The following is a 23,304-nucleotide window of genomic DNA, read 5'->3' on the forward strand; positions in this document are numbered from 1 at the left end:
AAAATCCTTTTCATCAATTCTTTAAGAACTGTACTTTCATATTTTCAGCAGCTTTTACCGGAACAGACGTCACCAGAATATCACCTTCAGCTAATCCGTTAAAGATTAATGAATTCTCATTTCTTTTAATCACGCTTATTTGTTTCTCTTTTAGCAAACCCTTTTCAACAACAAAAACCCTATTGGAACGAAACACAGCATTACGAGGAATCTCCATCGCATTTTTAATCTGTTTCCCCTGAAATTTTGCGGTAAGGTACTGACCTTGATAAAGCTGGGAACTGTTCCTGTTTAGTCCTACAAAAACGGCTATAGACTGCGTTCCTTCATCAACAAATTCCGATTTTCTCAATAGTTTACCCGAGGCAACTTGATCACCCTCTGAAGATAAAATGTCAACCTGATCACCAATATGCAGCCATTTGATATCTTCTGAATCGACAGGAACCTGCAACTCCAGGCGTTTAGACTCAATAATACTAGCAAGTTTAGAACCCATACCAGCCACAGCGCCTACCTGTGTATTCACCTGCACATAAGAGCCATTGAACGGCGCATAAATACGATATTTTGACAATTTCAGTTCACTGGATTTAATGGCATAATAGTCGCCCAAAATATTTCGGCTAGCCAAAAACACCTTTTCCTTACCTGAATTGATCTCTGGTAAAGCGGGCAAATTTTCATCCAATTTAATTGCATTAAAAAAGTCCATCCAGGCATCAAATCGATCCGTATAATCGATGCGAATATCGGGCAGACTTTGTGCCAGTTTATTTAAAAACTTACTCTTTTGTGCTTGAAGATCCATGCGTGCATCCTGATCATAGATATGAAGCAATAAATCGCCTTTCTTAAATCGTTGTCCCACTTTCAAAGGAACGCCAACCTCTACAATACGTCCGGACACCTCAGAACTCAGATTCACTTCCAAGTTCGATAACAAACGTCCTTTCTCAACAATGGGGGTGCTTATAGACTTATAGACCACCTGCTCCACTTTCACAAAGGGAACTTTTTTTCGATTTACATCTTTTTTAGGTTGTTTTTTCAGGCTTTTTAAACCATTCATTCCAATAAAGCTCAGGGCCACTATTAACACAACCGAGGCAACAATAACAAGTTTCCGATTCATCTATAAATAGGATTTAATAATTTGAATTATCACGCACTAAAGTAATTTAATTTTAAAACATATTATATTCAGATATCTTAATAACTTGTTAAAAATACAATAACTGATCTTAACACAAAACAAGTATTAAGTTCTGTAAGCCTTTAAATATAAGCTTAACAGCTCATCGAATTAATCGGACACTCACATTCCAATTAAAACATAATCAAACCCTAGCAAAATAAGGAAATTATATTGTCAGAAGCTCCATTTCAAACGCAAAAAGACAGCCTGACCAATATCTCCATATTCCGTAAATTCATCGCCAAAGAAATGCTGTCCCACAAGCAATAGATCCCAATTGGTCATGAAAGAATAAGCCAAGCTGGGATTCAAAACAAAGGAGCCATCCGAAGGATTGACAATGGCAGACAGAGAGGTTGTTAAAAGTGGCGTTACCGGATAAGAGATTTGACTAAAACACGCATATTTACCCCGACTCAATCCCCTGGGAGAGGTTTCCTCTCTTTCAAACAGGCCCATTTGATAAATTGGATTCTTAGTCCCCGCACTGTTGTATAAAAATCCCCCATGCAGCATCAGGCTATTGAGAAAAGTGTAATCCCCCGATATAGAAGCAATCACAGCCTCCTTAGTTCTATTGTTACGGGGAATCAACCAGGTCATCTCGCCACGAAAACCACCCCCGTAAATATCGCCAGACCATCCCGTCCCCAAGACCATATCATCTTCAACCCAACCGCCCAGAATCTGAAAATCGTATTCCCATTGATTGAAATGAAAACGGGAAGCCACTGCCATTTCATTTGCATGCTTCCCCAATTGCCAGACCAATTCCAGTGAAGAAGTCTCGCTAGTGTAATATTGTACCTTCAGCGCATCGGTTCCGGGGCGTTCCTCATAATCAAAATTCAAAAATGCGTAGGTGTTAAAAACATCATTGGGATTCCAAACCAGGTTCATCCCCCAGTTGATTCGCTGACGTCCGAAACGAAATTGCCATTTCCCACTTAAATAATCCAGATAAATGCGATCAATCATGGCATGAAGCACAGCGCCTTTTCCGTCGACCACAAGAGTAGAAAGATCCCAGAAACCATTGTCCTGATCAATAAACTGTCCATAGTTTGGAAAATCACCAACCAATTTACCGGTAAAAAACCGATTCCTCATTTCGGCCACAAAAACGAAAGAGTCTGAGGGATACCACTTAAAGTTTAATCGATTGTGAATCAAGTTCTGATTGGTCCAGCTATGCGTGGGTTCGGCAAAATAAAACAATTGCATATCCTTTAGGTAGCCATTAACTGCCCAGTCCTTTTCCTGTCCCAATAAAGAACTAAAAAAGAAAAGCAGAACAACCAAAATCAGATATTTACGCATCATAAGAAAGTCTGGTTTTATCTGTTATTCGAAGCCATCCGTTTATCACTTACCACACAGCCATCCTCAATGGTAATCACCCTTCGAGCTTTCCTTACCACCCGGGAGTCATGAGTCGAGAAAATAAACGTTATCCCTTCATCCCGATTCAGTTTCTCCATAATATTAAGCAGGTTCTCCGTGGATTTTGAGTCCAGATTAGCCGTTGGCTCATCCGCTAAAACAAACTGAGGACGCGAAGCCAATGCTCTGGCTACTGCAACCCGCTGCTGCTGTCCTCCCGAAAGCTGAGCCGGACGATCATTCATACGATCACCTAAACCGACATCATTCAAAAGCTGTTGCGCCCGTTCACGGCGTTCCTGCTTTGCTTGCCCTTGCAATTGAAGAATGAATTCCACATTTTCAATTGCGGTCAAAACCGGAATCAGATTATAGGACTGAAACACAAATCCAATATTCTTTAATCGAAAATCGATGAGTTGACGGGAAGACAGTTTTGCGATATTCTTATGATCGATAATTACCTCCCCTTGAGAAGGCACATCAATACCACCCAGCATATTAAGAAGGGTGGTTTTTCCCGATCCGGATGGTCCAACAATGGCTGCAAACTCCCCTTTTTCAAAACTCAGAGCAATGCCATTTACGGCATAAACAGGCACCTTGGTTTCAGTATACACTTTTCGAATATCTTTCACTTCAATAACTGCCATTTCAATTCAATTAATGATTACAATTCGTTTTTACTCCATTCTCAACGCTTTTGCAGGTTGGTAACGCAAGACTTTCCATGCCGGGTATACAGCGGCTCCAATACCCATACCAACAACCATAAAACCAATGAGAAAATAAAATTTAGATTCTAATTCGGGATATACCTGTGAAGCATAGCCCACCGATTCGAACCCTTCGGAAAACAGCCCCAAATCGATACCTGCCCTACCAAAATATGTAATCAGTCCATAACTGATGCTCACACCAACAATTCCCCCCACCAAACAAAGAAAAACACTTTCGAGAATAATCATCCGAAACACTCTGCCCCGATTCATACCTATGGCCATTAACATACCCAATTCCCGTATTCTCTCCATGACCACCATCAACATGGTGTTTACGATTGCAAAACCAAGCGCGATTAGGATAATACTCATGAAAATGATGAAATATTCTGCCATAAAATCGGTTACCATGGCCAGATCTGGCTGTATCTTTCGCCACGTGAGAAACTGGAGTCCCGGATATTTTCTCTGAAATTCCTGACTCAGCCGGGGAGCTGTATCCATATTTTTCAGCCATAAAGCCAATTCGTTCACATGATCATCCTGATAGCCCGATATTCGAACCAAATCGGATCGCTTGACAAAAACCTGCCCCTGATCGAATACGGAATTGTTCGTCTTAAAGATGCCCACAATTCGAAAAGCCCCTCGAGCCAACTCGCCTTCTCGTGGTTGAAAAGTGAGAACGATTTTCGACCGTAGCCGCACTTTCAGCTTCTGAGCCAATTTTTCTCCAACAATAATGGGATTACGCTTTCCCTCCAGATAAGTTCCCGCCACAAGTCGTTCATGAATCCGGGTAAGTTTCTGTTCTTCATCAGCCTGAACACCAAGGATCATCACACCAGTCCCCAACTGTGCAGAACTGATCATTCCAGGAATTCGCAAGCGTGAACATACCGCCTCCACCTCAGGAGCAGACATCAGAGTTTTCTTTAATTCAGATGCATCCGGCACAACATATTGCATCTCGTAATTTTCGGTAAATTTGGGATGATGCACCTGTATATGTGAAATCTCGTTTTCAATTATATTCTGTACCCTTTGGTTGATCATACCATACATCATGGCCAATGAAAAAATACCACCAACTAAACCAAGGCATACCGAAACAATTACGACAAAGCTTCGCAATTTATTTCGCCATATGTTTCGCCAGGCTATAATTAAAAGCATATTCTTATATCAATTAAGTTTTTTGATCTGAAATACTCCAAATCATTTTTGTTTTAATGCAGTAACAGGTTCCAGTTTGATGACCTTAAAAAATGGATACAATGCGGTTATCAGGGTAATGACCAACACCACCAGGGCCTGATTGAAATAAAATGAACTCTCCCATGCAAAAGGCATAATTGGCTCCACCCCAAAAGTTTCGATACTGGCAGCCGCGTCTCCCGTCAAACGAATGGGATTTAAATAATAGTGATAAATAACAGGCATGCTCAATACCGATCCCAGAACAATCCCCATAAAGCCCATCAAAAGTGTTTCCAGCCAAACCACCCATCCCAACTTGAACTTTTGCATACCCAAAGCAACCATCACACCAAACTCACGCATCCGTTCAATGGTCATCATCATGATGGTTCCCATAATTCCAAAGGCAATAATCATATAAAGAATGCCCAACATGATTTTCCCGCTTGCATTATCCGATTCGATTAACTGAACCAAATCGGGCATCATCTCCTGCCAACTCATCACTTCATATGATTCGCTCAGTTTTGCTTTTAAAGCATCTTGGGTTTGAGCAATTATTTTAGGGCTGTGTTTATCCAAAAGCACCACATAGGATGTTAAACGATTGGCCGTTCCAAAAAATGCCTGACAATCATTCAGATTCATAAACACCAACTGCTTGTTCAATTCCGGAGATGGAAAATGCAAAATGCCCTTTACAGCATATTTACCCGCCGCACTGACACCATGATAACCCGTGCTAATAAGCACAAGGGTATCTCCCAATCTCAATTTCAGATAGCCAGCCAATTTCTCTGCCAACATCACTTTACCGTCACCGGATTCCAGATAATTCCCATCAACAATTTTATCGGAAAGCCCCGTAAACACATCTTCCTTTTCAGGAATAATACCTGTCAAAAGGATGCCTTTGGTCACATTCTCAGAAGAAGCTAAAGCAAAAGATTCCAAACGCGGAACCAATCCCTTCACATCCGCAAGCTTGCCAATCTCTTCCTCTGGAAATTGATTGGCATCCAAACTTTCCTCAATGGTCTTTTTATCCCAATAATCGGCAGCATGAATCTGAATATAACCGCTATATGTGCCAACCACATTATCCACCATATTGGCATAGGACCCCTTCTGCATCGATCGCATCACCAAAGCAAAAAACATGGCAAACAGAATGGAGGTAATCGTAATCAGAGTCCTCCTTTTATTGCGCCACAAGTTACGCCATGCCATTTTGATATAAATCATTCCCACTTGTTTGTGTATTATTAAAAGCTTGCGATTACCGAACCCGTTTCATGTTCTGTTGACTAAAAAAACTTTCCTTTATATCGATATCAAATTTCACATTCAGAAACCGAAAGATGGTTTTATTCCCCTTTTTATCCATTGGTACCATTTCCATTCGGGTTGGAATTTCCCTATCGTCCATTCTGCGAATATCAAACAAATTCTCCTCATTAATCAGATACTGATCTTCGTCATAATACTCGGTTTTCAGACGGTGATACCCCTCTTTGCTGATCCACATCACCAGCTTACCCCATACCACAGCCGCATCCTCCCTGGGGTACAGGGATAACTTATAGCAATCGTAACCCCGAATGTTTTCCTCTCCTGATAGGACGTGATTGTAGTCCTTTAACACAGAAGATTCTTTCAATAAATCGTCATTGGTAAAATCAGACCCCATCCAGGATTGCATCATCATCGAAGGTGGAATTTTAATCAGGCGCTCAATGGAAGGCACCCAATTCCACATGTCTTTTTCCCTTTTCAGAAAAACCTGCCCCTTCTCTCTGGCAGGAGATGTAATGTAAATCATAGAATATTCAGTTCCCTTCGACCATGATTTCATGATGACTGTTCTCGACCATGTGGGGCGAACAATGGTCATGCTGTATTCCCCTTCACTACTTAACCCCCTCATTTTTTCATCTGCAATCCGCAAAATTTCCCTGGCACTAAGGCTGTCCTGCTGAGCCAAAGCCTGATTCATCATCAGACAGGTAAATAGCAGAATAAACCATTTAGTATGAGTGTATTTAAGAACGACTTTCATACGCGATCATAGTTTGAGAAACACAATCAGAACAAATAAGACGATTTCATTTTCACCCTCATTATCCATTCTCCCAGTAATTTACAAACTCTCATTCAAACCCAACGACTTTTATCACTAATTTTTCTCAAAATATTTAACAAATCACAAGTATCCTGATCATTTCAGATTAGAATGTAATCACTCAACAAAATCGCATAAAGTAAAAGATGTCTTTAATAAAAAAGACAAGCATAACAGGGAAGACAAGACGCAAATAATCAATGGAACGTGTATCAATTCCATAACGAATCAGAAATCATGGCAATTTCAAAAGCAACAATTTAAAATCACGCAAACTTGGGGCGGTAAAATAGAATTGATAAATAATCCACCACTGAATCAGAAGCCTTTCTATCACCCGAATTCCCCCGACGAAGCACTTTTGCAATGGCATCCTTATGAAGCATTCGCGAATAGGCCACCAAGGTCATAATCGGTCCGAAACCACATACCGAAATCCCATGACGCTTGACTTTATTAAAAATCTGTTCCGTATCGAATTCACAGATGGCTTTCACAACATGCTGATCCTGCCTGTAAGCCAAATCAGGAGCCAGATAATGAGAAAAATCGGAAGATGCTAAAACCAACAAGTTGCGCTTCAGAATCTGATTGGTTTTCACAATCAAACCAGCCAGCTTAAGCGCACAATTTACGGTTTGATGATTCATACAAATGGGTAGTATCTTGAAACCTTGTCTTAAAAACAATTGTAAAAAAGGGAGTTGCACTTCAGCTGAATGTTCATTTTGATGAGCAAGCCGATTCATAGGCAGATTCAACAGCTTTGCAAACTCAAGATCGACCTCCAGCTTACCAAGCGGTGTCTCCCAGGCATCACTGGCCGTCACACTCAAATCCTCCCCCATCGAAATCGTGTGATTAGGATGCAGAATCAGAATGGTGTCAAAATCGATTTCCGAGTAACGAATCAGCTCGTATAAATGAACGGCCTCGTAGCCGGAATACATATAACCCGCGTGAGGCACAATCCCTCCAAGAATCTGATGCTTACCCAAAGAGTAATCAATTAATTTGGACTCTTTTTTCAACAAATGCCTAACCATATCGATCAACCGATCGGGCTGCTCAGGATAAAATCTTCCGGCAACCCATGCTTTCCGTGTATTCATCATCACTTATTTTATAGCATTCACAATCTCAACAAACAAAAATCTGATTTTTACAGGTCGTACAACGCCCCTTTTCCAATCCAGTCACCTCAACCCTATAATCGAAACGACGAACCAAAGTCTGCCCGCAATGCAAACAAGAGGTATCGCTTCCGAAGCGGGTATTCACATTACCCAAATACACATAATTCAGATGTTCTTTGGCAATATCATAAAAACGGTATAACAAATCCAGGGGTGTGGGTTCGTTCAACAACAGATAAGCCGGAAAATAACGTGAAAGATGAAAAACGGTATCCGATCCCAATTCACCTGCAATCCAGGCCACAAGTTCTTCAAATACTTTAGCATCACTGTTTAATTCCGGAATGAGCAGATGCGTGACTTCCAGATGTTTTCCGCTTTTACGCACCTGTTTCAATGTCCCCAAAACCGGGTCCAGTTGCGAATGGGTGTATTTCCTGTAGAAACCTCTCCTGAAAGCCTTTAAATCGATATTAAAAGCATCGATATACTCCAACAGTTCGTCTAAGGGATCCGAATTAATGTATCCATTGGTAACCATAACATTCTGCAAACCCTCCTGTTTTACCTTTCGGGCCAAGCTAATCATCGATTCAAAAAACACAGTCGGCTCGTTATACGTATAGGCCAGACCGATGCAATTGGGACTTTCACTGGCCATCTCCAGAATTTCTTCATCTGACAACAGTCTCATATAAGGGTATTCACCTGGTACAGCCTGCGACATCTCGTGATTCTGACAAAACGTACATCTCAGGTTACAGCCCTTCGTTCCAAGAGATAGTATGGCGCTTCCGGGATAAAAATGATAAAGAGGCTTTTTCTCAATTGGATCCAGATTTAAGGCCGAATATTTTCCGTCAACATCGGTAAACAGGATGCCATCCCGATTCATGCGGACCTTACAGTTCCCCCTTTGCCCCTGAGAAATGGAGCAATAATGAGGGCAAAGGGTACATCGCACCCTCTGATCGCTTAAGGTTTCGTAATATAAGGCTCTTTCCACAACAAAAAGTTTACTTAATATTATACGAATGGAAAAGATTCAGGGTTTCAAGTAAAGGAAGCTGATTGCGGATTATTATTTTATTCTTGCAGAAAAGTGTGTTTTTATATGATATGAGGCGTCTTGATTGATTCTAATTCTCCAAAAATGCCTTTAACCGATCTTTAATGAAATATTCCCAGCCTTGCTGACAGCTTTCTCTCCTAAACTCAGGAATCGATTGGTCAAAACCTGTTGTTACAAAATGGCTCACACGCAAACTGGACCCACCCTCGTTTATGAAAGTCTCAAAACAAACAATCGCCTCCCCTTCATACCCTTCGTATTGCCACAAATAAACAATCTTTTCCAAGTGAACAACATCGGTGAGTTTCCACAAATGTTTAAAATTTCTTTCTCCGGATTTCACATTAAATTGGGTTTGAAAACCAACTTCAGGCTGAAAATCTTCAATGTTCTCAAAAAACCATTGCCTCATCTGATCCGGCTCACTAATGGCCTTCCAAAGCTGACTCAGAGGTACGGAAAAATTTTGCTCCACGATAATTCGGCTATTCATTTCTGTCATAAATCCAGGTTTTATGTGTAATACTTCAATTTAACTCTTTTTGTGCCAACCATCACTCAAAATCGCATTTATTTCATAGAGTCAGATGATCCTTTCATCCGGTATATTCAGTTCATAATCGATTTTCCGTTTTTTGGATAAGTTCAACGATGTTTTTCAACGCCTATGTCTATATCTTTGAGATCAGAATCTAAATAAAAAACAAACAATATGAACTTTAAACAACTTAAAGGCGGTGTTATTTTGACACTTTTGGCTGCAAGCATGTGTTTACAAGCTACAGCTCAGGTCAGCTATAAGACCCGCGAAGAAATTCCGGCTAAATACAAATGGAACTTCTCTGATATCTACGAGAACTGGGATGCCTGGGAGGCTGATTTTAAATCAATGTCAAAAGATATTGAGGCCATACAATCTCTAAAAGGAAAGTTGGGCGAAAATGTTGATAATTTGGTTAGCCTTCTTACGGTTCAGGAAAACCTGATGAAAAAGGCTTATAAGGTGTATCAATTCGTTTCATTCCAATCGACTGTTGATGGAAAAAACATGGATCTTCAGGCTAAATTGCAGCAGGTGGGTATGTTCTTTGCAAATATGGGAATGGCAACAACCTGGATTTCACCTGAAATGATTCAGATTCCTGAGGCGACAATGAAGCAGTGGATTGCTGAAACCCCGGCTTTGAAACCTCATGCTTTCGACTTGATGGATATGTACCGTATGCAGAAGCATGTGTTGAATGAAAAAATGGGTCGTTTGGTATCCTTCTTTTCACAATCATCAGGAACAGCTGGCGATGTCTTTACGGCTCTTTCAACCACTGATATCGAATTTCAGGAAATTGAATTGTCTGACGGAAAAACGGTGAAAGTAACACCGGGTATGTATTCTCATATCACCAGCACAAACAAAAATCAGGAAGATCGTAAGAAAGCCTACGAAGCGCTTTACGATGTGTATTACAAAAACAAAAATACCTACGCTGCAATCTATCAGGGTATCATGCAGTCAGAATGGGCTAACGCTCGTGCTCGCAACTACGAATCATGCTTGGATGCTTCTTTGGAAGGCAACAACATTCCTAAAGATGTGTATTTGAACCTAATCAATACCGTTAGAGAACACACAGCGCCGGTACAAAAATACACCAAGCTTCGTAAGAAGGTTTTAGGCCTTGAAAAATATTACGGATTTGATGGTTCGATGAGTTTGGTTGATTTCAATAAAACTTACCCATACGAAGAGGCTGTTGAAATTGTAACAAAATCAGTACTGCCTTTGGGGAAAGACTATCAGGCTAAATTGGAGAATGCCACTGCCAGCGGTTGGTTAGATGTTTATGAGAACCCAGGCAAACGCAGTGGTGCTTTTTCAGCAGGTGTTTATGGTGTACACCCATACATGCTATTGAACTACGACGAAACTCTGGAGTATGTGTTTACATTAGCTCACGAGCTGGGGCATACCATGCACACAACCCTATCAAACGAAACGCAACCTTTCGCTACACACAATTATACAATCTTTGTTGCTGAGGTGGCTTCAACGTTCAACGAGCGTTTGTTACTGGATCATATGATGAAGATCACGAAAGATCCTAAGGAACGTATTGCCCTTTTGAACCAAGCTATTCAGGGTATTATTGGAACCTTTTATGCACAAGCCATGTTTGCTGATTTCGAATATCAGGCGCACACAATGGTGGAAAAGGACCAACCTGTAAATGCGGATATCTTTGCCAAGCTTTGGGGTGATATTGCACAAAAATACTACGGTGATGTTGCTGAGAAAACAAAATACTCAAACTACCCATGGACTCGTATTCCTCACTTCTACAACTCACCATACTACGTTTACCAATATGCAACCTGTTTTGCATCATCGGCCAAATTGTACAACGATGTGACAACAGGAAGCAAGAAAGATAAGAAAGCAGCTTTAAAGCGCTACACAACTTTATTGCAATCAGGTGGAAACGATTTCCCAATGGAGCAATTGAAAAAAGCGGGTGTCGACTTGTCGAAACCTGAAGCAATTTTAGCCGTTATCAACCAACTCGATAAATTGGTTGATCAATTGGCTATCGAAATTGAAAAATTAGAAAAATAGTCCCAACCTACTCGAAATAGGTAAAGGCAGCTCTGAAAGGGGCTGCCTTTTTTTATGCTCCTCATTGTATAGAAATACACCCTCTGCCTTCGGCATTTACTCACGTTCAAATTTAAATCAAAGGTGTTTGTGATCCTTCAGATTCCCTATAAGGGAGAAATCTTCATAAAATGCTTGGAGCGTACTTTGTCAGCCTGCCGTAAGGCGGGCTACAAAATGTTGTACAGAAACCAAGGAGGTTTAGCCTGACTTAACTCACGTATAAACTTTAGTTTTCTTGTACTTTTTGCTTGAATTGAAAATCGACGAAGTCAAAAAAAAGTACCAACCGAACGAAGTGAGTTCATGAACACCCGTTCAATTATGAGTGAATAAAAAATATGAGCCCAGCGGCTCTAGCGAATAGTTAAAACAAAATCCTATAAATTACGTTTAAACCTAAAAATATATTTAACCCTGCTTTTGTAAATGATTCGTATTAATTGGTAATGATCTTTATTGGAATCCATGACTTAAATTTAAGATTCATTTATTTTAGATCTCCATCATTTTTTTAACTTGATCCATTATTTTCAAAGCATTTTTCACTTGTTCTTTTGTCTTGAAACAAAAGAACCAAAAATTCAAGAGCCACGATTTTTTCAATCTTAAAACTGCCTGTATGATAAGTGCAGCCGGGTGATTTCCTCGGCAAGCTCGGAACTTCCCGGTTTTACTAATCATTCATTGGGTTTATAAGATCTCTTAAATCAATGCTCAATAATTCCAGCTATAGAAAACAGTCCTAATTTAATCGTTTAAACTTCACCCACTATATTTGACATAAAACCAATTAATTTTAACAATTAGATGAAGATTTCCCTATTGATCTTCTCGAAATTTAACCTCTTTACCTAGGACAAAACACACCAATACGGGCATTTTTTTATTTAGAACACAACTAAATAAGCACATTGGAGAAAAAAATCTACATTTAAAATAATTTACATAAAACAATACACACAACTCAATTATTATGTTTCTAAAACCCGAATAGTGCTTCTTCGAAGCTACATCGAAGAAACACCGAAGCTACCCCGAAGCTACAATCTTGCTAGACCGTTCATTCTATTGTTCAATAGAAATAGGTTTAATATTTTATTTCTGACCTGTTTATCTTCGATATCGAAGAGGAAAAACCTTGCCATTCAAATAAAATAATCAGAACTTGGTCATAGATTTTAATCCGTTCACATGATTTTAAGGGGTTTAAAATTTAAGACCAAACTGCGTTTGTATTATTCCCTTTAAAATTAATTTATTATGGCAATAGTAAAGAAAAACATCGTAACCGATGGCTTAAGTGGTAAGATCGGTAAAAATTTAGTTTTTAGACAAAGTAATGGAAAAACGGTTGTGACAAGCAGCCCAACTCACACGGGTATCATTAGTGAAAAACAGGTCGACCAGCGAAAATTATTTACCAGGGCGGCCCATTATGCCAAAACTCAGATGGCCGATCCCGTATTTGGGGAAAAATATCGTATCATGGCAAAAAACAAGGGCTTTAATAATCCGAACAATTTGGCCGTTCAAGATTATCTGCGACCACCTGTTATCGAAACACTTAATGCCAATGCCTATCATGGTGAGATTGGCGATGAGATCATTATAGAAGCTTATGATGATCTTGAGGTAGAGAAAGTTGCTGTTGAAATTTACCATGCCGATGGCAGCCTGGTGGAAAAAGGCATGGCCAGCACCAATGGAAATCCTTATGAATGGCACTATGCTGCCAGTGTTGCCAATGCAGAATATGCCGGAGATAAAGTTGTTGTTAAAGCCTTTGATCATCCGGGTAATGAAACTCTACAAGAACTGGTATTGACCTCACAAAACTAAGGCGGTTTGGTTCATCCTGCGAAAATTCCGACAGAGAAAAAACAGGCTGCCGGCATTTTCATCCTCTGGTAAGCTTCGGCTTATAAGCACGCTCCCTCCAGTATCAGGACTGGAGGGAGCGTCTTTTTAATCAACTTAAGGTCGAACCTGAATTCCATATTTTAATCAATGTACGCGATAAAACCGACCGAAGGAAGCTTGGCGAAACTAATTATGCACTGGTAGAGGGCGCAACGGTTTATGTAAGTGGAGTGCGGGATTAAAAGTTGGAAACTTTCAAAACCGCATGGAGCCAATTCGTTTATTCATAATTTCAAATTTTCCGTCAATCGTCAAAGACGAATTGGCGGTGTTACATCAACGCGAAACAGTTGGATTGCCCACTGAAACCCGCATTACATTTACATTTTGTTAGCGAGTCGTTATTTTCTCTTTCGCTTTATTTAGCTCTTTTAATATTGTCTTTGCAAACTTTTTTACCTTTTTAGGATAGTCTTCTTCTTCTAAGTCAGATTCAATAAAATCTACAGAACTATCAAGTTGCTCGTAAAATTCACTTATTGTGATTTTGTTTTTCATTAAATCGAAATTCATTTCTGTCAATTGGTCAATTTCGGATTCAATGGTGAAAAGTATCTCTAAATCATCATCTTCGTACGATTCAATCTTAAAATCTTCATAAACAGCTTCAATCTTTTCTAATTGTTTCTGAAAATTATTTCCAAAATTTCTTTTATCATCGTGATTGAATTCAGGAATACTATCTAAAAACTCTTGTTCTTTTTTACTTGTTTCGACTAACAGTTCTTTTTGTTCAGTTGATAATCCATTAAAAGCCTCTGCGATTTTTTCGGTTACATCTATCTCAATTGTTAAGGATTGATTTTTTTGCGTTGAATGTTTTGTTTCTTTTTGAATTGAAGATGCAATTGGAATTTCAATATTTAAATCTTTGTCTTCATCATTGCACATTTTAATAAAATCTTTCTCGGACAAAATTTTAATTAGTTTTCCTTTTCCTATAAGTTCTTCAGTTTTTCTGTGTTTTGAACTTTTTTCGTAACCAGCTAATTTTGTTGAATCTTGCGTTCCCACAACTAAAATCGTGGTTTTTTGTGTAACTGAGTTTAAAACATTACAACCTATTTTGGCTGCAATACCAGCAGCTTCTTTTCTTGGTAGCGATAATGCTCCTGTAAAAACCAAATTTTCTCCGAAAAGAGAACCTTCTGGATTTCCTTCTTGTTTTATTGATGCTGAATAGTCAGATTTTGAAGTGCTTTGATTTATTGGCATTCCAATTCTTTGGAACCAATCTTCAATTGACATTTCTTTAATTAAACATGCATTTGCTACTACTAAACCTGCTGCAATTGCATCTTGAAGTGCATCGTGGTGTTCAAATGTTATATCTAAAAAGTCTGCGATATTTTTTAATCCGTATCCTTTGTATGCAAACTGTTCCCAGGTTCGTCTTGTTATTTTAGCTGAGTCCAGCCATTTTGTTTTTATTGGTGGTAGTTGATATTCTTCACAAACTCTGTTTAATGCAACTCTGTCAAATGGCATGTGATGAACAGTAATTTTTTCTTCCAGACGATTTCTAATTTCCTCGTAGATTGTATCAAAAGTCGGGGAGTTTTTAACATCAGATTCTTTAATGCCATGAATAGAAATATTAAACGGGTCAAAATATGATTCAGGATTAATTAATGAACTCCATTTATTAATGACTTTTCCGTTTTCAAATTCCGCAATTCCAATTTGACAGATACTTGAATAATCTGCATTTGCGGTTTCAACATCTAATGCTAAATATTTCATGTTGTTTGGTTTTTTATAATGCTCGCTAACTTGTTTATGTGTTCACAAAACCTGTACTATATTTCCATTAGAAACATATATTATACAGCTTTGTGGTATTCTATTATACCTTTCTCAAACTTAGTAAATATTAAGCATAAATAATTTATGATTTGCTCAAAATCATCAAGATGTTTATAACAGTATAAGAGAATCCCTGTATATCACGCTTAGGCTGCTTCGAGCTTGCATTTCAGCACAGAAAATCGATTTTCAATAGTGAATCGTATTCTTTTGGGGACTTGCAGAAGCTTGTTTGATGCAGGGGTGCAGAAAAACCTTACCCACCCCGCTACCGCACGATTGCATCGTGTGGTTACTACATCACTACAATTACTCCATTCAATACCCCTTTATCTCCTCTATAATCTCTTGCGCTACTATATACATAGTCTTCAGGATAAGAGACCAAACCTTCCTCAACTGGATTGTTATGTATGTAATTTATTTTCTCATCAAACACTTTATTACTCCACAACTCGATTGGTTTATTATCGTGTCTCCAAAATTGATACTTCTTTACGTTAGAAGATTTTGCTCCCGCTTTTAGGAATTGCTCTAATAACCACTCTTTCCTACTTTCCCTATTGTTATTTTTTATTGCTTCCACTATCGCCTTGCTCGTGAATCGCTTAAAATCTCCTAAAAGCAATTCTGGCTTTTGACCATCTGCACTTCTAAAAATTAAATGAACATGATTAGTCATGATACACCAAGCAAAAATATCCATCCCCTTATGCTTTTGACAATAATGCAAACTGTCAATTATGATGTCTTTGTATTCGCTTCTAGTAAATACATCCAGCCATTCTACTACTGCAAAGCTTATAAAATAAACTCCCTCCGGATTATAAAATTTATAATTACGACTCATAGTAGAATTTACACTAAACAGTTAATCATTAATACTTAATTGCATTACCTACCACATATCCTTCACAAACCACACGATGCAATCGTGCGGGAGCGGGGGTTAATTTTCATCTCGTTTAAAATACATGGTAATGGTAGCTTTTTCTATGGTTTTCGAGTTCAGGTAAAAACCAACCAAAGCAGGGTTTGCATCTTTCTCCAATCCCAGTTTGTCAACACTTAAGGCATATATGGTAATTTCGTATTTGTGAAACCCATCTCCCTGTGGCGGACAAGGACCGCCATATCCGTAGCCTCCGAAATCGGTTCTACTCTGAATGGCTTGTTGGGGCATTAATTTACTACTTAGATTGCCTGCATTTGATTTTATTTCGGAAACATTTTTCGGAATATCAAAAACTACCCAGTGCCACCATCCACTGCCTGTTGGGGCATCGGGGTCGTACATGGTTATGGCAAAGCTTTGTGTGTTTTCTGGTGCATTTTCCCAATACAATTGGGGCGAAATATTTTTTCCTACACATCCAAAACTGTTAAAAACCTGTGCTTCTGTCACCTGACCTCCCACATCCTTACTTTTTAAGGTAAATGTCTGAGCCATCAAGCCTGACGATGTTAGTACAAAAATTATTGAAAATACTATTGCTCTCATAATGTTTAAATTTAAAGTTGAAAATTTATTTATCGATGCAAATTTACATTATAGGTCAATAGATTTAAGTTCAAATAGTATTCCTATAAGGTCATATGTTTGCTTGTTGTTTTGGTGTAATCCCATAATAGGTCTTGTATGCTTTAATAAAATTAGAGAGTGTTTTATATCCTACTTTAAAGAATATTTCAGATGGCTTTTTTCCATTCTCTAACAATGATTTGGCAATTTTCAAACGTTCTGCTAATAGCCATTTTTTTGGTGTGGTTCCGTAGTATTTTTGGAAATGCCTTTTAAATGTTGAAGGGCTTTGGTTGCAAAGGAATGCAAACTCTTCGATACTAAGCCCTGATGTAATATTGTTTTGAATAATGTTCTTGAAATTTAATTCGTAATTGGAATAGGTTATGGATAGTACAGAATTTAACTCATTAGGATAGGTCTTTAACAGGTAAATCAAAATCTCTTCAAATTTTAACTGTAGTAATTCTTGTGGGGTAGTTTTATTTTTTGATAATAATGTTTTTAGTGAAGCCCTGAAATTCAGTGTATATAAGTCGTGTTTAAGTACCAATATTCCAGTGGTTTCGTGTGTATTTGAGATTAAGTTTTTGTATTTTGTTTTAAATGCCACTAATGATTCATTACTATAGGTTAATAAAATACTGTTATAACTCTTGGTCAGGTTTGACCTTTTTTCAGTCATTAGGCAGTTTGAAGCATTGACAATAACAAACTTGTCTTCTGATATGGAAACGGGCTCTTTCTCATGAAAAATTTCTTTATGCCCTTCAATCAGAAAGCTTATCACATTTTGTTTAAAAAAGACTCTGTTTTTTATATCGTCGTTGTAATTACGATAATCTACCAAATTGATTTCAGGTAAGCCATTTTTGATGGGAATAATATCTTTAGGAATAGTAACTGCTTTCATTTCTTTAGTATTGGTGCTAACGGTCTTGCTAAGTTTCGTGGGCGATTTAAAAGAGTTATCCTTTCAAACCGCTAAAGAAGCAAGCCGATTTAATTAACGTATTCATGTTTTGAGCAAACCAATTGAATTGGCTTGCTGGTGTTTATTAATTGAACTAACTTTCAAGCTACTCGTCACCGCCCATGAAATTTAGCTTTTGTTGGCAGTAGTATTTCCACACCTTTCCCTTAATTGTTGTCTCGCAGCCCTAATAGCATAATCAGCATAAACATTAGTCTGTTTGCATATTTTAATTAAATCTTCTTCTTTTTTGTCTCTGAAAATTTCTGAAAACTCATTAACTTTTTTATCAAATTCTTTAGGAGTCAAATATTGCTCACCTAACCTTCTATTGATGAAAGGAACATTAGTGTAAATCATATTTGGCTTTAATCTTAAGAAAGTAAGTATCTTATCGGGCTTGCAAAGAAAGTTTGTTATGAATACCCGCCTTCCTCCTTTAAGAACTATCAAAATATATTCGAATTCTGAGAATTTATATCTTAATCCGTTATGCTCATCAACTTTCACGTGGTATGAATCAAGTATCTCGGCCCTATTTATTATGAATTCTTCATTATTATTTTTGATGACAATCTTATTTCCATTTTCATATAGAGTTACAGACTTCTTGAATTCTTCTAAATAATAAGTTATTGTCATAAAAATCGGTGGTCCTAAAACAAAAAGGACGAATATAGATGCAAAGATATATCTAGCATCAGTCATATCTTCCGGTCTTGTAATTGCAAAATAAATTCCATATCCCAACAATCCTCCAGATACAAAGATGCTTGTGATAAAAATCAAAACTATATATGTCTTTAGCTTAAGTGTCTTCATAATATTACTGCCAACTTGTTTATGTATTCACAAAACCTGTACTATATTTCCATTAGAAACATATATTATACAGCTTTGTGGTATTCTATTATACCTTTCTCAAACTTAGTAAATATTAAGCATAAATAATTTATCATTCGCTTAAAATCATCAAGATGTTTATAACAGTATAAGAGAATCCCTGTATATCACGCTTAGGCTGCTTCGAGCTTGCATTTCAGCACAGAAAATCGATTTTCAGTAGTGAATCGTATTCTTTTTGGGACTTGCAGAAGATTGTTTGATGCAGGGGTGAAGAAAAACCTTACCCCCTCCCCTAAAGGGGGGACTGAATTTCAAAGACTTCCCTTAAGGGCATTTAAGGGTAAAAGGTGTTGAAGCGTATTATGCAAGGAATGCGGGGAGTTCAGCGGATCTAGTCCCTACTAGCGGGAGGAACGTTTTTTATTCAAATCTACTATCTGATTTGGTTTCGTTCAAATTATCGGTCTTATTTTCAGTCCATCCATTTTTTTCTGTTTTGTGAATATCAAAATCAGGAATGTATGGTTTTATATCTAAAAGAGGTGTACCATCAAGCATATCAACATTCTCAATATCAAGTATATTATTTTCAATTTTCAATAATCGAACAACTGAAATTCCAATCGAATTAGGTCTTTGGGGTGCTCTTGTCGCAAAAATTCCACGTTGATGATTGTCAAGAAAAGGTGTCGCCAGCAAATCGAACCCTTTCGATTTATGAAAATTATAAATCAAAATTACATGTGAAAATCCATCAAGATCTGTCAATCCAGGAACAAGTTCATCTTTTAACTTGATTTGCCCTTTTATTCCCTTCGCTCCCTTTGATTGAATTGGCATGCCTTCCTTTGTCTTAAAAGGCGTATGAATTATCCCTATTGGTTCTATGATAATCGACATTGTTCTAAAATTACATCTTTATAAATTCAAATAGTCGTTTATTTAATTGCCAGATTGCTGTTTGACAATTTTCGCTAACGATCCCCCTTATAATGCTAGTTGATCGCTCGTTCGGGCATAATTAACTCAAACGAACGAGGAACTTATTTAAGACTACTCAAAATATGCATTAAAAAAGAGAGAATCCAAAATAAAATTCATTCTTACACTCTTTCCCTAAAGGGAAGCTGAATTTCAACGACTTCCCTTTAGGGAATTTAAGGGTAAAGTCGTTGACTAGTAGCCTATTTTACTATTTGAACAAGCTCTTAATTATGAACTGATTATCTATTTTAGACAATCACACAAAATAAGATTAAAATTGTGAACTATACAGTCTGAAATAGCTACACTCTTTGATAATCATTTCATGAAACCTGGTATCAGAATACGATTCTTTCAGAATCTTAAAACTTTTATAATTCGGTAATTTCAAATCGTAATACTTCGATATTTTAAAGCTGAGCTCATCCTTGCTACCCAAATTGTAATAGGTATTTAACTCACACTTGGCCATCAGATACAAACAACGGGCATTCAACTCCTTATCAGTCGACATATCAATCACATTCTGATAATACTGCATGGCTGTGCTGCTTAAATCGAAATACTTTTCACCATAATAACGAATATCCAACAGATTATAACCTTTCCTTTGTGCAATAATCTCCTTGCTGATTTTTCTCTCTGAGTAATAAAAATAATGCATGTAGTTATACTGACAACAATTCCCCTTATTTCTTAATAAGCCCCTGTAATAACCCGTATTTGAAATATTAAAATAGTAGTTCCCCAAGAGGTAATTGGCAAGTTTGGCTTTCCATTGCTTTTCGTTATGCGTCAATTTTTCCAATTCGATTAAATTCCTGGCCAGATCCTTTCTTGAAAAGTTGGTTTGTATAAACGAAAACACATCGGCTTTATACACCTCATCTTTCATGATATCTTCAACAGGACAACTAAAGCATTCTTTAATATTATTACTGAAAATGCTGGCGGGAATCATCGAACGACCTTCATAGGTTTCGTTTTTATTGAAAAATTCGAGTGCCGATTCCGGGTCTTTTTGATATAAATAATAGATCCCCTTCTGATCATTCACATAATCCATAAAATTGGTAGATGCATTTGCTTTATGATTCAACAAGACTTCTTCATACGCACTTTTATCGCTTTGATTATAAAAGCCCTCTAAAGCATCGAGCAGTTCTATGGAATTAATCTGATTCACATTCTCTAGCGTATTATGAACCAAAAATGCTTTGGCGAGCTTGTTGTTTTTATAATAGGTATGCGCAACTTTCGCTAAAATCATACGACGCCAATCATTTTCATTTTCATATCTCCAATCCGTATTTTTAGGATGATCTGCTAATATTTTAGCCAAGACGTTTTCATTCTCAGCGGTCAAATTGTCCCAACTGAAAACCTCGTAAATAAGGGCTAATTTTTCCTTCTGTTCAGGAAAAGCATCAACTTTAGCGAGCTTTGCTTTTGCAGTTGCGATATCTTGTTTAATAAATGACAAATAGGAACTTGACAGTTGCCAAAAGGCTTTATTCTTAACCCTTGGATTAACCACCTGCTGCTCGGCAATTCTTAACAGATCCATATGGATGTTCGTGTTTCCGTAAAAGGGCAAACTTTGATCTCGCACACCAATATCTTTGGGCCACACCTCGCGTTCCACATTATTTAGGGCACGCATAAAAAGAAGCTCCACTCTTTCGTCTTGAGCATCCAGTTCAATAAAACGGTTTATATTGCTAATTTCATCCGTAAAATTGCGCAAACTCGTTATGAGCAAAAGGTCCTTCTCATCATCTATACCCTTAAAAAGAGATTTTCCCTCGGCATGCTTATACGTACAAAAATTATAGCTTGAGAAAGCTGCTTTTTTCCTGTCCCTACTCTTATTTAAAACTTTGGTAAACAAATAGGCCGCCTTTTCGTAATTTTCGAGTGAGTAATAACAGCCGGCTGCCTGATCGCTGATATAATAATACATCTCGTTCTTAGGCAATTGGTTTTCAACTTGTCTTTCGTAAAAACTCACAGCAGATGACCAGTCTTTCGAATAATGCATAATTCGAATCATCTGGTAATAATAACGCATTCGCAATTGCTGATTGCTCACCTCACTCAATAGTAAATTCGCCTCTTCAAGCAAAGCGGCTTCGTCAACCGTTTCTTTCTCCAACACCTCATCGTAATCCCACGAATTCAATCGGGTTCTGTAGCTGAAGGCATTAGAACACTTATTGGCAAAGGCCAGATAAGTTTTCGCACTCGTCTCTATTTCCGAAGTCTTGTTCGACCAATCAAATTTATCGAATTCGTAAACCGCCTTTTCAATATCCCGGGTATCCCAACCAATCAACACCTGTTGCCATAAATCCACATTCCCTTTGGGATAAACAATCGGCTTATCTTGTCCATAATAAAAATCCTCGCCGTAAAAAGCGCTGTATTCACTTCTCAGGAAAGGATAAAATTCCTCTGCTGCAATATTGGTTTGCTTAAATAAGTTATAAAAACTCATTCCCTCCCAAGCGCCGCCTCCACAGGCAAAAACATGGGATGAAATCAATAGGAATATATAAGTTAGGAGCTTTTTCATAATTTCTCAATTGTATTATTTAAGTCATAATTTGATAAAGAAAGGTCATCCAAATGATAAAAAATGATGCCTTGGGTATTCAGCTTACTCGCTTTAATCAGCTTGTAGGAATCGCTTATTTCAGATGGCTTAACATCTTCCAATTTCAGATTGTAGCCCTGGGCAAGATAAAAGCCTTTGTAAAGCGTATCTGCCATAACTTTAAAATTATTTGAATTGATTTGCTTAAAATGCGGATCATTTTCCAACACCTCTCTGTGGGTATTTTTAATCAGCTTGATCTTATTGTTATTGTTGGTGACAACCGTCTGCGAAAATAAGGGTAAGGCTATTTTTAATGCCATCGGGTATGTACTTTCTGCATGGATATATTGACCTACAATAGAACTTTCGAGAATCGAATTCTGAGCTTTATTTCTCAAATCACCCATATTATACAACATCAACGTTCCTGCATTTACGGGTGGGACACCTGTTCGCTCTTTAAATTTGATTTGATGCAAACGTATTGTAACATCAATTGTAAAGTCGTTTTTCAGTGTTCTTAATAGTTCGAAATAGGAAGCACGTGTTGTTTCTGTCCAATCACAATCAAGCTGAATGTGTTTAATTTTTCTATTGAACTGTTTTTGACTGATTTGATCGATAAGCTTCGCAATCTTTTTAGATAGTTTTGAGACATCTAAATCGTCCGTTTTAAAAACAGGGTTGGCAATGTACACAACAGGTACAATATCCATATGTTGATAGTCTTTTGCTACCGATTTCAAGACATAAGTTGGATAGATACCATCATCGTACCAATTGACTTTTGCTAAAGGCTCAATATCAAAATAGTGCATATAAACCGTATTCGCTTCTGTCGATTCAATCGCCTCGCTATACGCTTTTGTAAAATCAGCTTTTGCTTTCCAATGGTAAAAAGCAATATCCTTTTTGATCACCTTTTCTTTGGAGCAAGAAATGGCAAGCAGTAAAAGGATGAAAATGTAAAACGTATTTCTTTTCATTGTTCAATTTATTAAGGCATTCTGTGTGAACCAAACCCAGGACTACAGCAAAGTCTGGCGTATCGTATTGGAGATATCCAATTAGACTTGCAAATTTATGAAAAGTAGAATAACAAACAATGCTTCCAGCCAATTCCTCCACACAAAAAAAGCTGTGCTTGATCAAGCACAGCTATATTCTT

19 protein-coding genes are annotated in these 23,304 nt (G+C 37.8%); 2 read left to right on the plus strand and 17 right to left on the minus strand.

Annotated elements, in window-relative coordinates:
* Positions 1 to 13: 13 nt before the first annotated feature.
* The 9 genes from EV201_RS04770 to EV201_RS04810 form a co-directional block, all read right to left on the minus strand.
* The gene (locus EV201_RS04770) at positions 14 to 1,135 is read right to left on the minus strand and encodes an efflux RND transporter periplasmic adaptor subunit (RefSeq protein WP_130306244.1); all 1,122 of its coding nucleotides are present in this window, start codon (positions 1,133 to 1,135) and stop codon (positions 14 to 16) included.
* Between the two features lie 237 nt (positions 1,136 to 1,372).
* Positions 1,373 to 2,521 carry a hypothetical protein gene (locus EV201_RS04775; RefSeq protein WP_130306245.1) on the minus strand — a complete coding sequence of 383 codons (1,149 nt, stop codon included), beginning with the start codon at positions 2,519 to 2,521 and terminating at the stop codon, positions 1,373 to 1,375.
* 14 nt (positions 2,522 to 2,535) lie between these two features.
* Positions 2,536 to 3,234: an ABC transporter ATP-binding protein gene (locus tag EV201_RS04780; protein WP_130306246.1), complete on the minus strand. Its 699-nt coding sequence runs from the start codon at positions 3,232 to 3,234 to the stop codon at positions 2,536 to 2,538.
* Between the two features lie 30 nt (positions 3,235 to 3,264).
* Positions 3,265 to 4,479 carry an ABC transporter permease gene (locus EV201_RS04785; RefSeq protein WP_130306247.1) on the minus strand — a complete coding sequence of 405 codons (1,215 nt, stop codon included), beginning with the start codon at positions 4,477 to 4,479 and terminating at the stop codon, positions 3,265 to 3,267.
* A gap of 42 nt (positions 4,480 to 4,521) precedes the next feature.
* Positions 4,522 to 5,748, minus strand: a complete 1,227-nt coding sequence (locus EV201_RS04790; RefSeq protein ID WP_130306248.1) for an ABC transporter permease — start codon at positions 5,746 to 5,748, stop codon at positions 4,522 to 4,524.
* 34 nt (positions 5,749 to 5,782) lie between these two features.
* A complete protein-coding gene (locus tag EV201_RS04795; RefSeq protein WP_207224385.1) occupies positions 5,783 to 6,562 on the minus strand; it encodes an outer membrane lipoprotein-sorting protein in 780 nt (259 codons plus the stop codon).
* A 329-nt stretch (positions 6,563 to 6,891) separates the two neighbouring features.
* On the minus strand, positions 6,892 to 7,737 hold the full coding sequence (gene amrB / locus EV201_RS04800; protein ID WP_165389584.1) for an AmmeMemoRadiSam system protein B: 846 nt from the start codon (positions 7,735 to 7,737) through the stop codon (positions 6,892 to 6,894).
* 28 nt (positions 7,738 to 7,765) lie between these two features.
* Positions 7,766 to 8,767 carry an AmmeMemoRadiSam system radical SAM enzyme gene (gene amrS / locus EV201_RS04805; RefSeq protein ID WP_165389585.1) on the minus strand — a complete coding sequence of 334 codons (1,002 nt, stop codon included), beginning with the start codon at positions 8,765 to 8,767 and terminating at the stop codon, positions 7,766 to 7,768.
* A 133-nt stretch (positions 8,768 to 8,900) separates the two neighbouring features.
* On the minus strand, positions 8,901 to 9,335 hold the full coding sequence (locus tag EV201_RS04810; protein WP_130306251.1) for an SRPBCC family protein: 435 nt from the start codon (positions 9,333 to 9,335) through the stop codon (positions 8,901 to 8,903).
* A gap of 210 nt (positions 9,336 to 9,545) precedes the next feature.
* Between EV201_RS04810 and pepF the strand changes: the two genes are divergently transcribed.
* Positions 9,546 to 11,444 carry an oligoendopeptidase F gene (gene pepF, locus EV201_RS04815; protein WP_207224386.1) on the plus strand — a complete coding sequence of 633 codons (1,899 nt, stop codon included), beginning with the start codon at positions 9,546 to 9,548 and terminating at the stop codon, positions 11,442 to 11,444.
* Between the two features lie 1,302 nt (positions 11,445 to 12,746).
* A complete protein-coding gene (locus EV201_RS04820) occupies positions 12,747 to 13,325 on the plus strand; it encodes a hypothetical protein (RefSeq protein ID WP_130306252.1) in 579 nt (192 codons plus the stop codon).
* 411 nt (positions 13,326 to 13,736) lie between these two features.
* Here EV201_RS04820 and EV201_RS16485 read toward each other — a convergent pair whose 3' ends face one another.
* The 8 genes from EV201_RS16485 to EV201_RS04860 form a co-directional block, all read right to left on the minus strand.
* Positions 13,737 to 15,149 carry an exonuclease domain-containing protein gene (locus EV201_RS16485; RefSeq protein ID WP_207224387.1) on the minus strand — a complete coding sequence of 471 codons (1,413 nt, stop codon included), beginning with the start codon at positions 15,147 to 15,149 and terminating at the stop codon, positions 13,737 to 13,739.
* Positions 15,150 to 15,507: 358 nt separating this feature from the next.
* Positions 15,508 to 16,062: an REP-associated tyrosine transposase gene (locus EV201_RS04830; protein ID WP_130306253.1), complete on the minus strand. Its 555-nt coding sequence runs from the start codon at positions 16,060 to 16,062 to the stop codon at positions 15,508 to 15,510.
* 99 nt (positions 16,063 to 16,161) lie between these two features.
* Complete coding sequence (locus tag EV201_RS04835; protein WP_130306254.1) at positions 16,162 to 16,713, minus strand: YbhB/YbcL family Raf kinase inhibitor-like protein; 552 nt, start codon at positions 16,711 to 16,713, stop codon at positions 16,162 to 16,164.
* A 91-nt stretch (positions 16,714 to 16,804) separates the two neighbouring features.
* The gene (locus tag EV201_RS04840; RefSeq protein ID WP_130306255.1) at positions 16,805 to 17,647 is read right to left on the minus strand and encodes a helix-turn-helix domain-containing protein; all 843 of its coding nucleotides are present in this window, start codon (positions 17,645 to 17,647) and stop codon (positions 16,805 to 16,807) included.
* Between the two features lie 189 nt (positions 17,648 to 17,836).
* A complete protein-coding gene (locus EV201_RS04845) occupies positions 17,837 to 18,529 on the minus strand; it encodes a PH domain-containing protein (RefSeq protein ID WP_130306256.1) in 693 nt (230 codons plus the stop codon).
* Between the two features lie 444 nt (positions 18,530 to 18,973).
* Positions 18,974 to 19,453 (minus strand): tRNA (N6-threonylcarbamoyladenosine(37)-N6)-methyltransferase TrmO, encoded by a 480-nt coding sequence (tsaA, locus tag EV201_RS04850; RefSeq protein WP_130306257.1) that lies wholly within the window; start codon positions 19,451 to 19,453, stop codon positions 18,974 to 18,976.
* Between the two features lie 355 nt (positions 19,454 to 19,808).
* Positions 19,809 to 22,112, minus strand: coding sequence for a hypothetical protein (locus tag EV201_RS04855; protein ID WP_130306258.1), 2,304 nt, complete (start codon positions 22,110 to 22,112; stop codon positions 19,809 to 19,811).
* Entirely contained in the window at positions 22,109 to 23,122 is a 1,014-nt protein-coding gene (locus tag EV201_RS04860; RefSeq protein WP_130306259.1) for a hypothetical protein, read from the minus strand. The genes EV201_RS04855 and EV201_RS04860 overlap by 4 nt, the downstream gene beginning before the upstream one ends.
* Between the last annotated feature and the right edge of the window lie 182 nt (positions 23,123 to 23,304).

Origin of the sequence: Ancylomarina subtilis (genome assembly GCF_004217115.1) — a bacterium.
Lineage (GTDB): Bacteria > Bacteroidota > Bacteroidia > Bacteroidales > Marinifilaceae > Ancylomarina > Ancylomarina subtilis.

Bases quoted from the DNA above. Each gene is read 5' to 3' on its own strand.
- EV201_RS16485 (WP_207224387.1), bottom strand. From the start codon at position 15,149: ATGAAATATTTAGCATTAGATGTTGAAACCGCAAATGCAGATTATTCA.
- EV201_RS04835 (WP_130306254.1), bottom strand. From the start codon at position 16,713: ATGAGAGCAATAGTATTTTCAATAATTTTTGTACTAACATCGTCAGGC.
- EV201_RS04775 (WP_130306245.1), bottom strand. From the start codon at position 2,521: ATGATGCGTAAATATCTGATTTTGGTTGTTCTGCTTTTCTTTTTTAGT.
- EV201_RS04860 (WP_130306259.1), bottom strand. From the start codon at position 23,122: ATGAAAAGAAATACGTTTTACATTTTCATCCTTTTACTGCTTGCCATT.
- EV201_RS04770 (WP_130306244.1), bottom strand. From the start codon at position 1,135: ATGAATCGGAAACTTGTTATTGTTGCCTCGGTTGTGTTAATAGTGGCC.
- EV201_RS04840 (WP_130306255.1), bottom strand. From the start codon at position 17,647: ATGAAAGCAGTTACTATTCCTAAAGATATTATTCCCATCAAAAATGGC.
- EV201_RS04790 (WP_130306248.1), bottom strand. From the start codon at position 5,748: ATGATTTATATCAAAATGGCATGGCGTAACTTGTGGCGCAATAAAAGG.
- tsaA (WP_130306257.1), bottom strand. From the start codon at position 19,453: ATGTCGATTATCATAGAACCAATAGGGATAATTCATACGCCTTTTAAG.
- EV201_RS04830 (WP_130306253.1), bottom strand. From the start codon at position 16,062: ATGAGTCGTAATTATAAATTTTATAATCCGGAGGGAGTTTATTTTATA.
- EV201_RS04795 (WP_207224385.1), bottom strand. From the start codon at position 6,562: ATGAAAGTCGTTCTTAAATACACTCATACTAAATGGTTTATTCTGCTA.
- pepF (WP_207224386.1), top strand. From the start codon at position 9,546: ATGAACTTTAAACAACTTAAAGGCGGTGTTATTTTGACACTTTTGGCT.
- amrB (WP_165389584.1), bottom strand. From the start codon at position 7,737: ATGAATACACGGAAAGCATGGGTTGCCGGAAGATTTTATCCTGAGCAG.
- EV201_RS04810 (WP_130306251.1), bottom strand. From the start codon at position 9,335: ATGACAGAAATGAATAGCCGAATTATCGTGGAGCAAAATTTTTCCGTA.
- EV201_RS04855 (WP_130306258.1), bottom strand. From the start codon at position 22,112: ATGAAAAAGCTCCTAACTTATATATTCCTATTGATTTCATCCCATGTT.
- EV201_RS04785 (WP_130306247.1), bottom strand. From the start codon at position 4,479: ATGCTTTTAATTATAGCCTGGCGAAACATATGGCGAAATAAATTGCGA.
- EV201_RS04780 (WP_130306246.1), bottom strand. From the start codon at position 3,234: ATGGCAGTTATTGAAGTGAAAGATATTCGAAAAGTGTATACTGAAACC.
- EV201_RS04845 (WP_130306256.1), bottom strand. From the start codon at position 18,529: ATGAAGACACTTAAGCTAAAGACATATATAGTTTTGATTTTTATCACA.
- EV201_RS04820 (WP_130306252.1), top strand. From the start codon at position 12,747: ATGGCAATAGTAAAGAAAAACATCGTAACCGATGGCTTAAGTGGTAAG.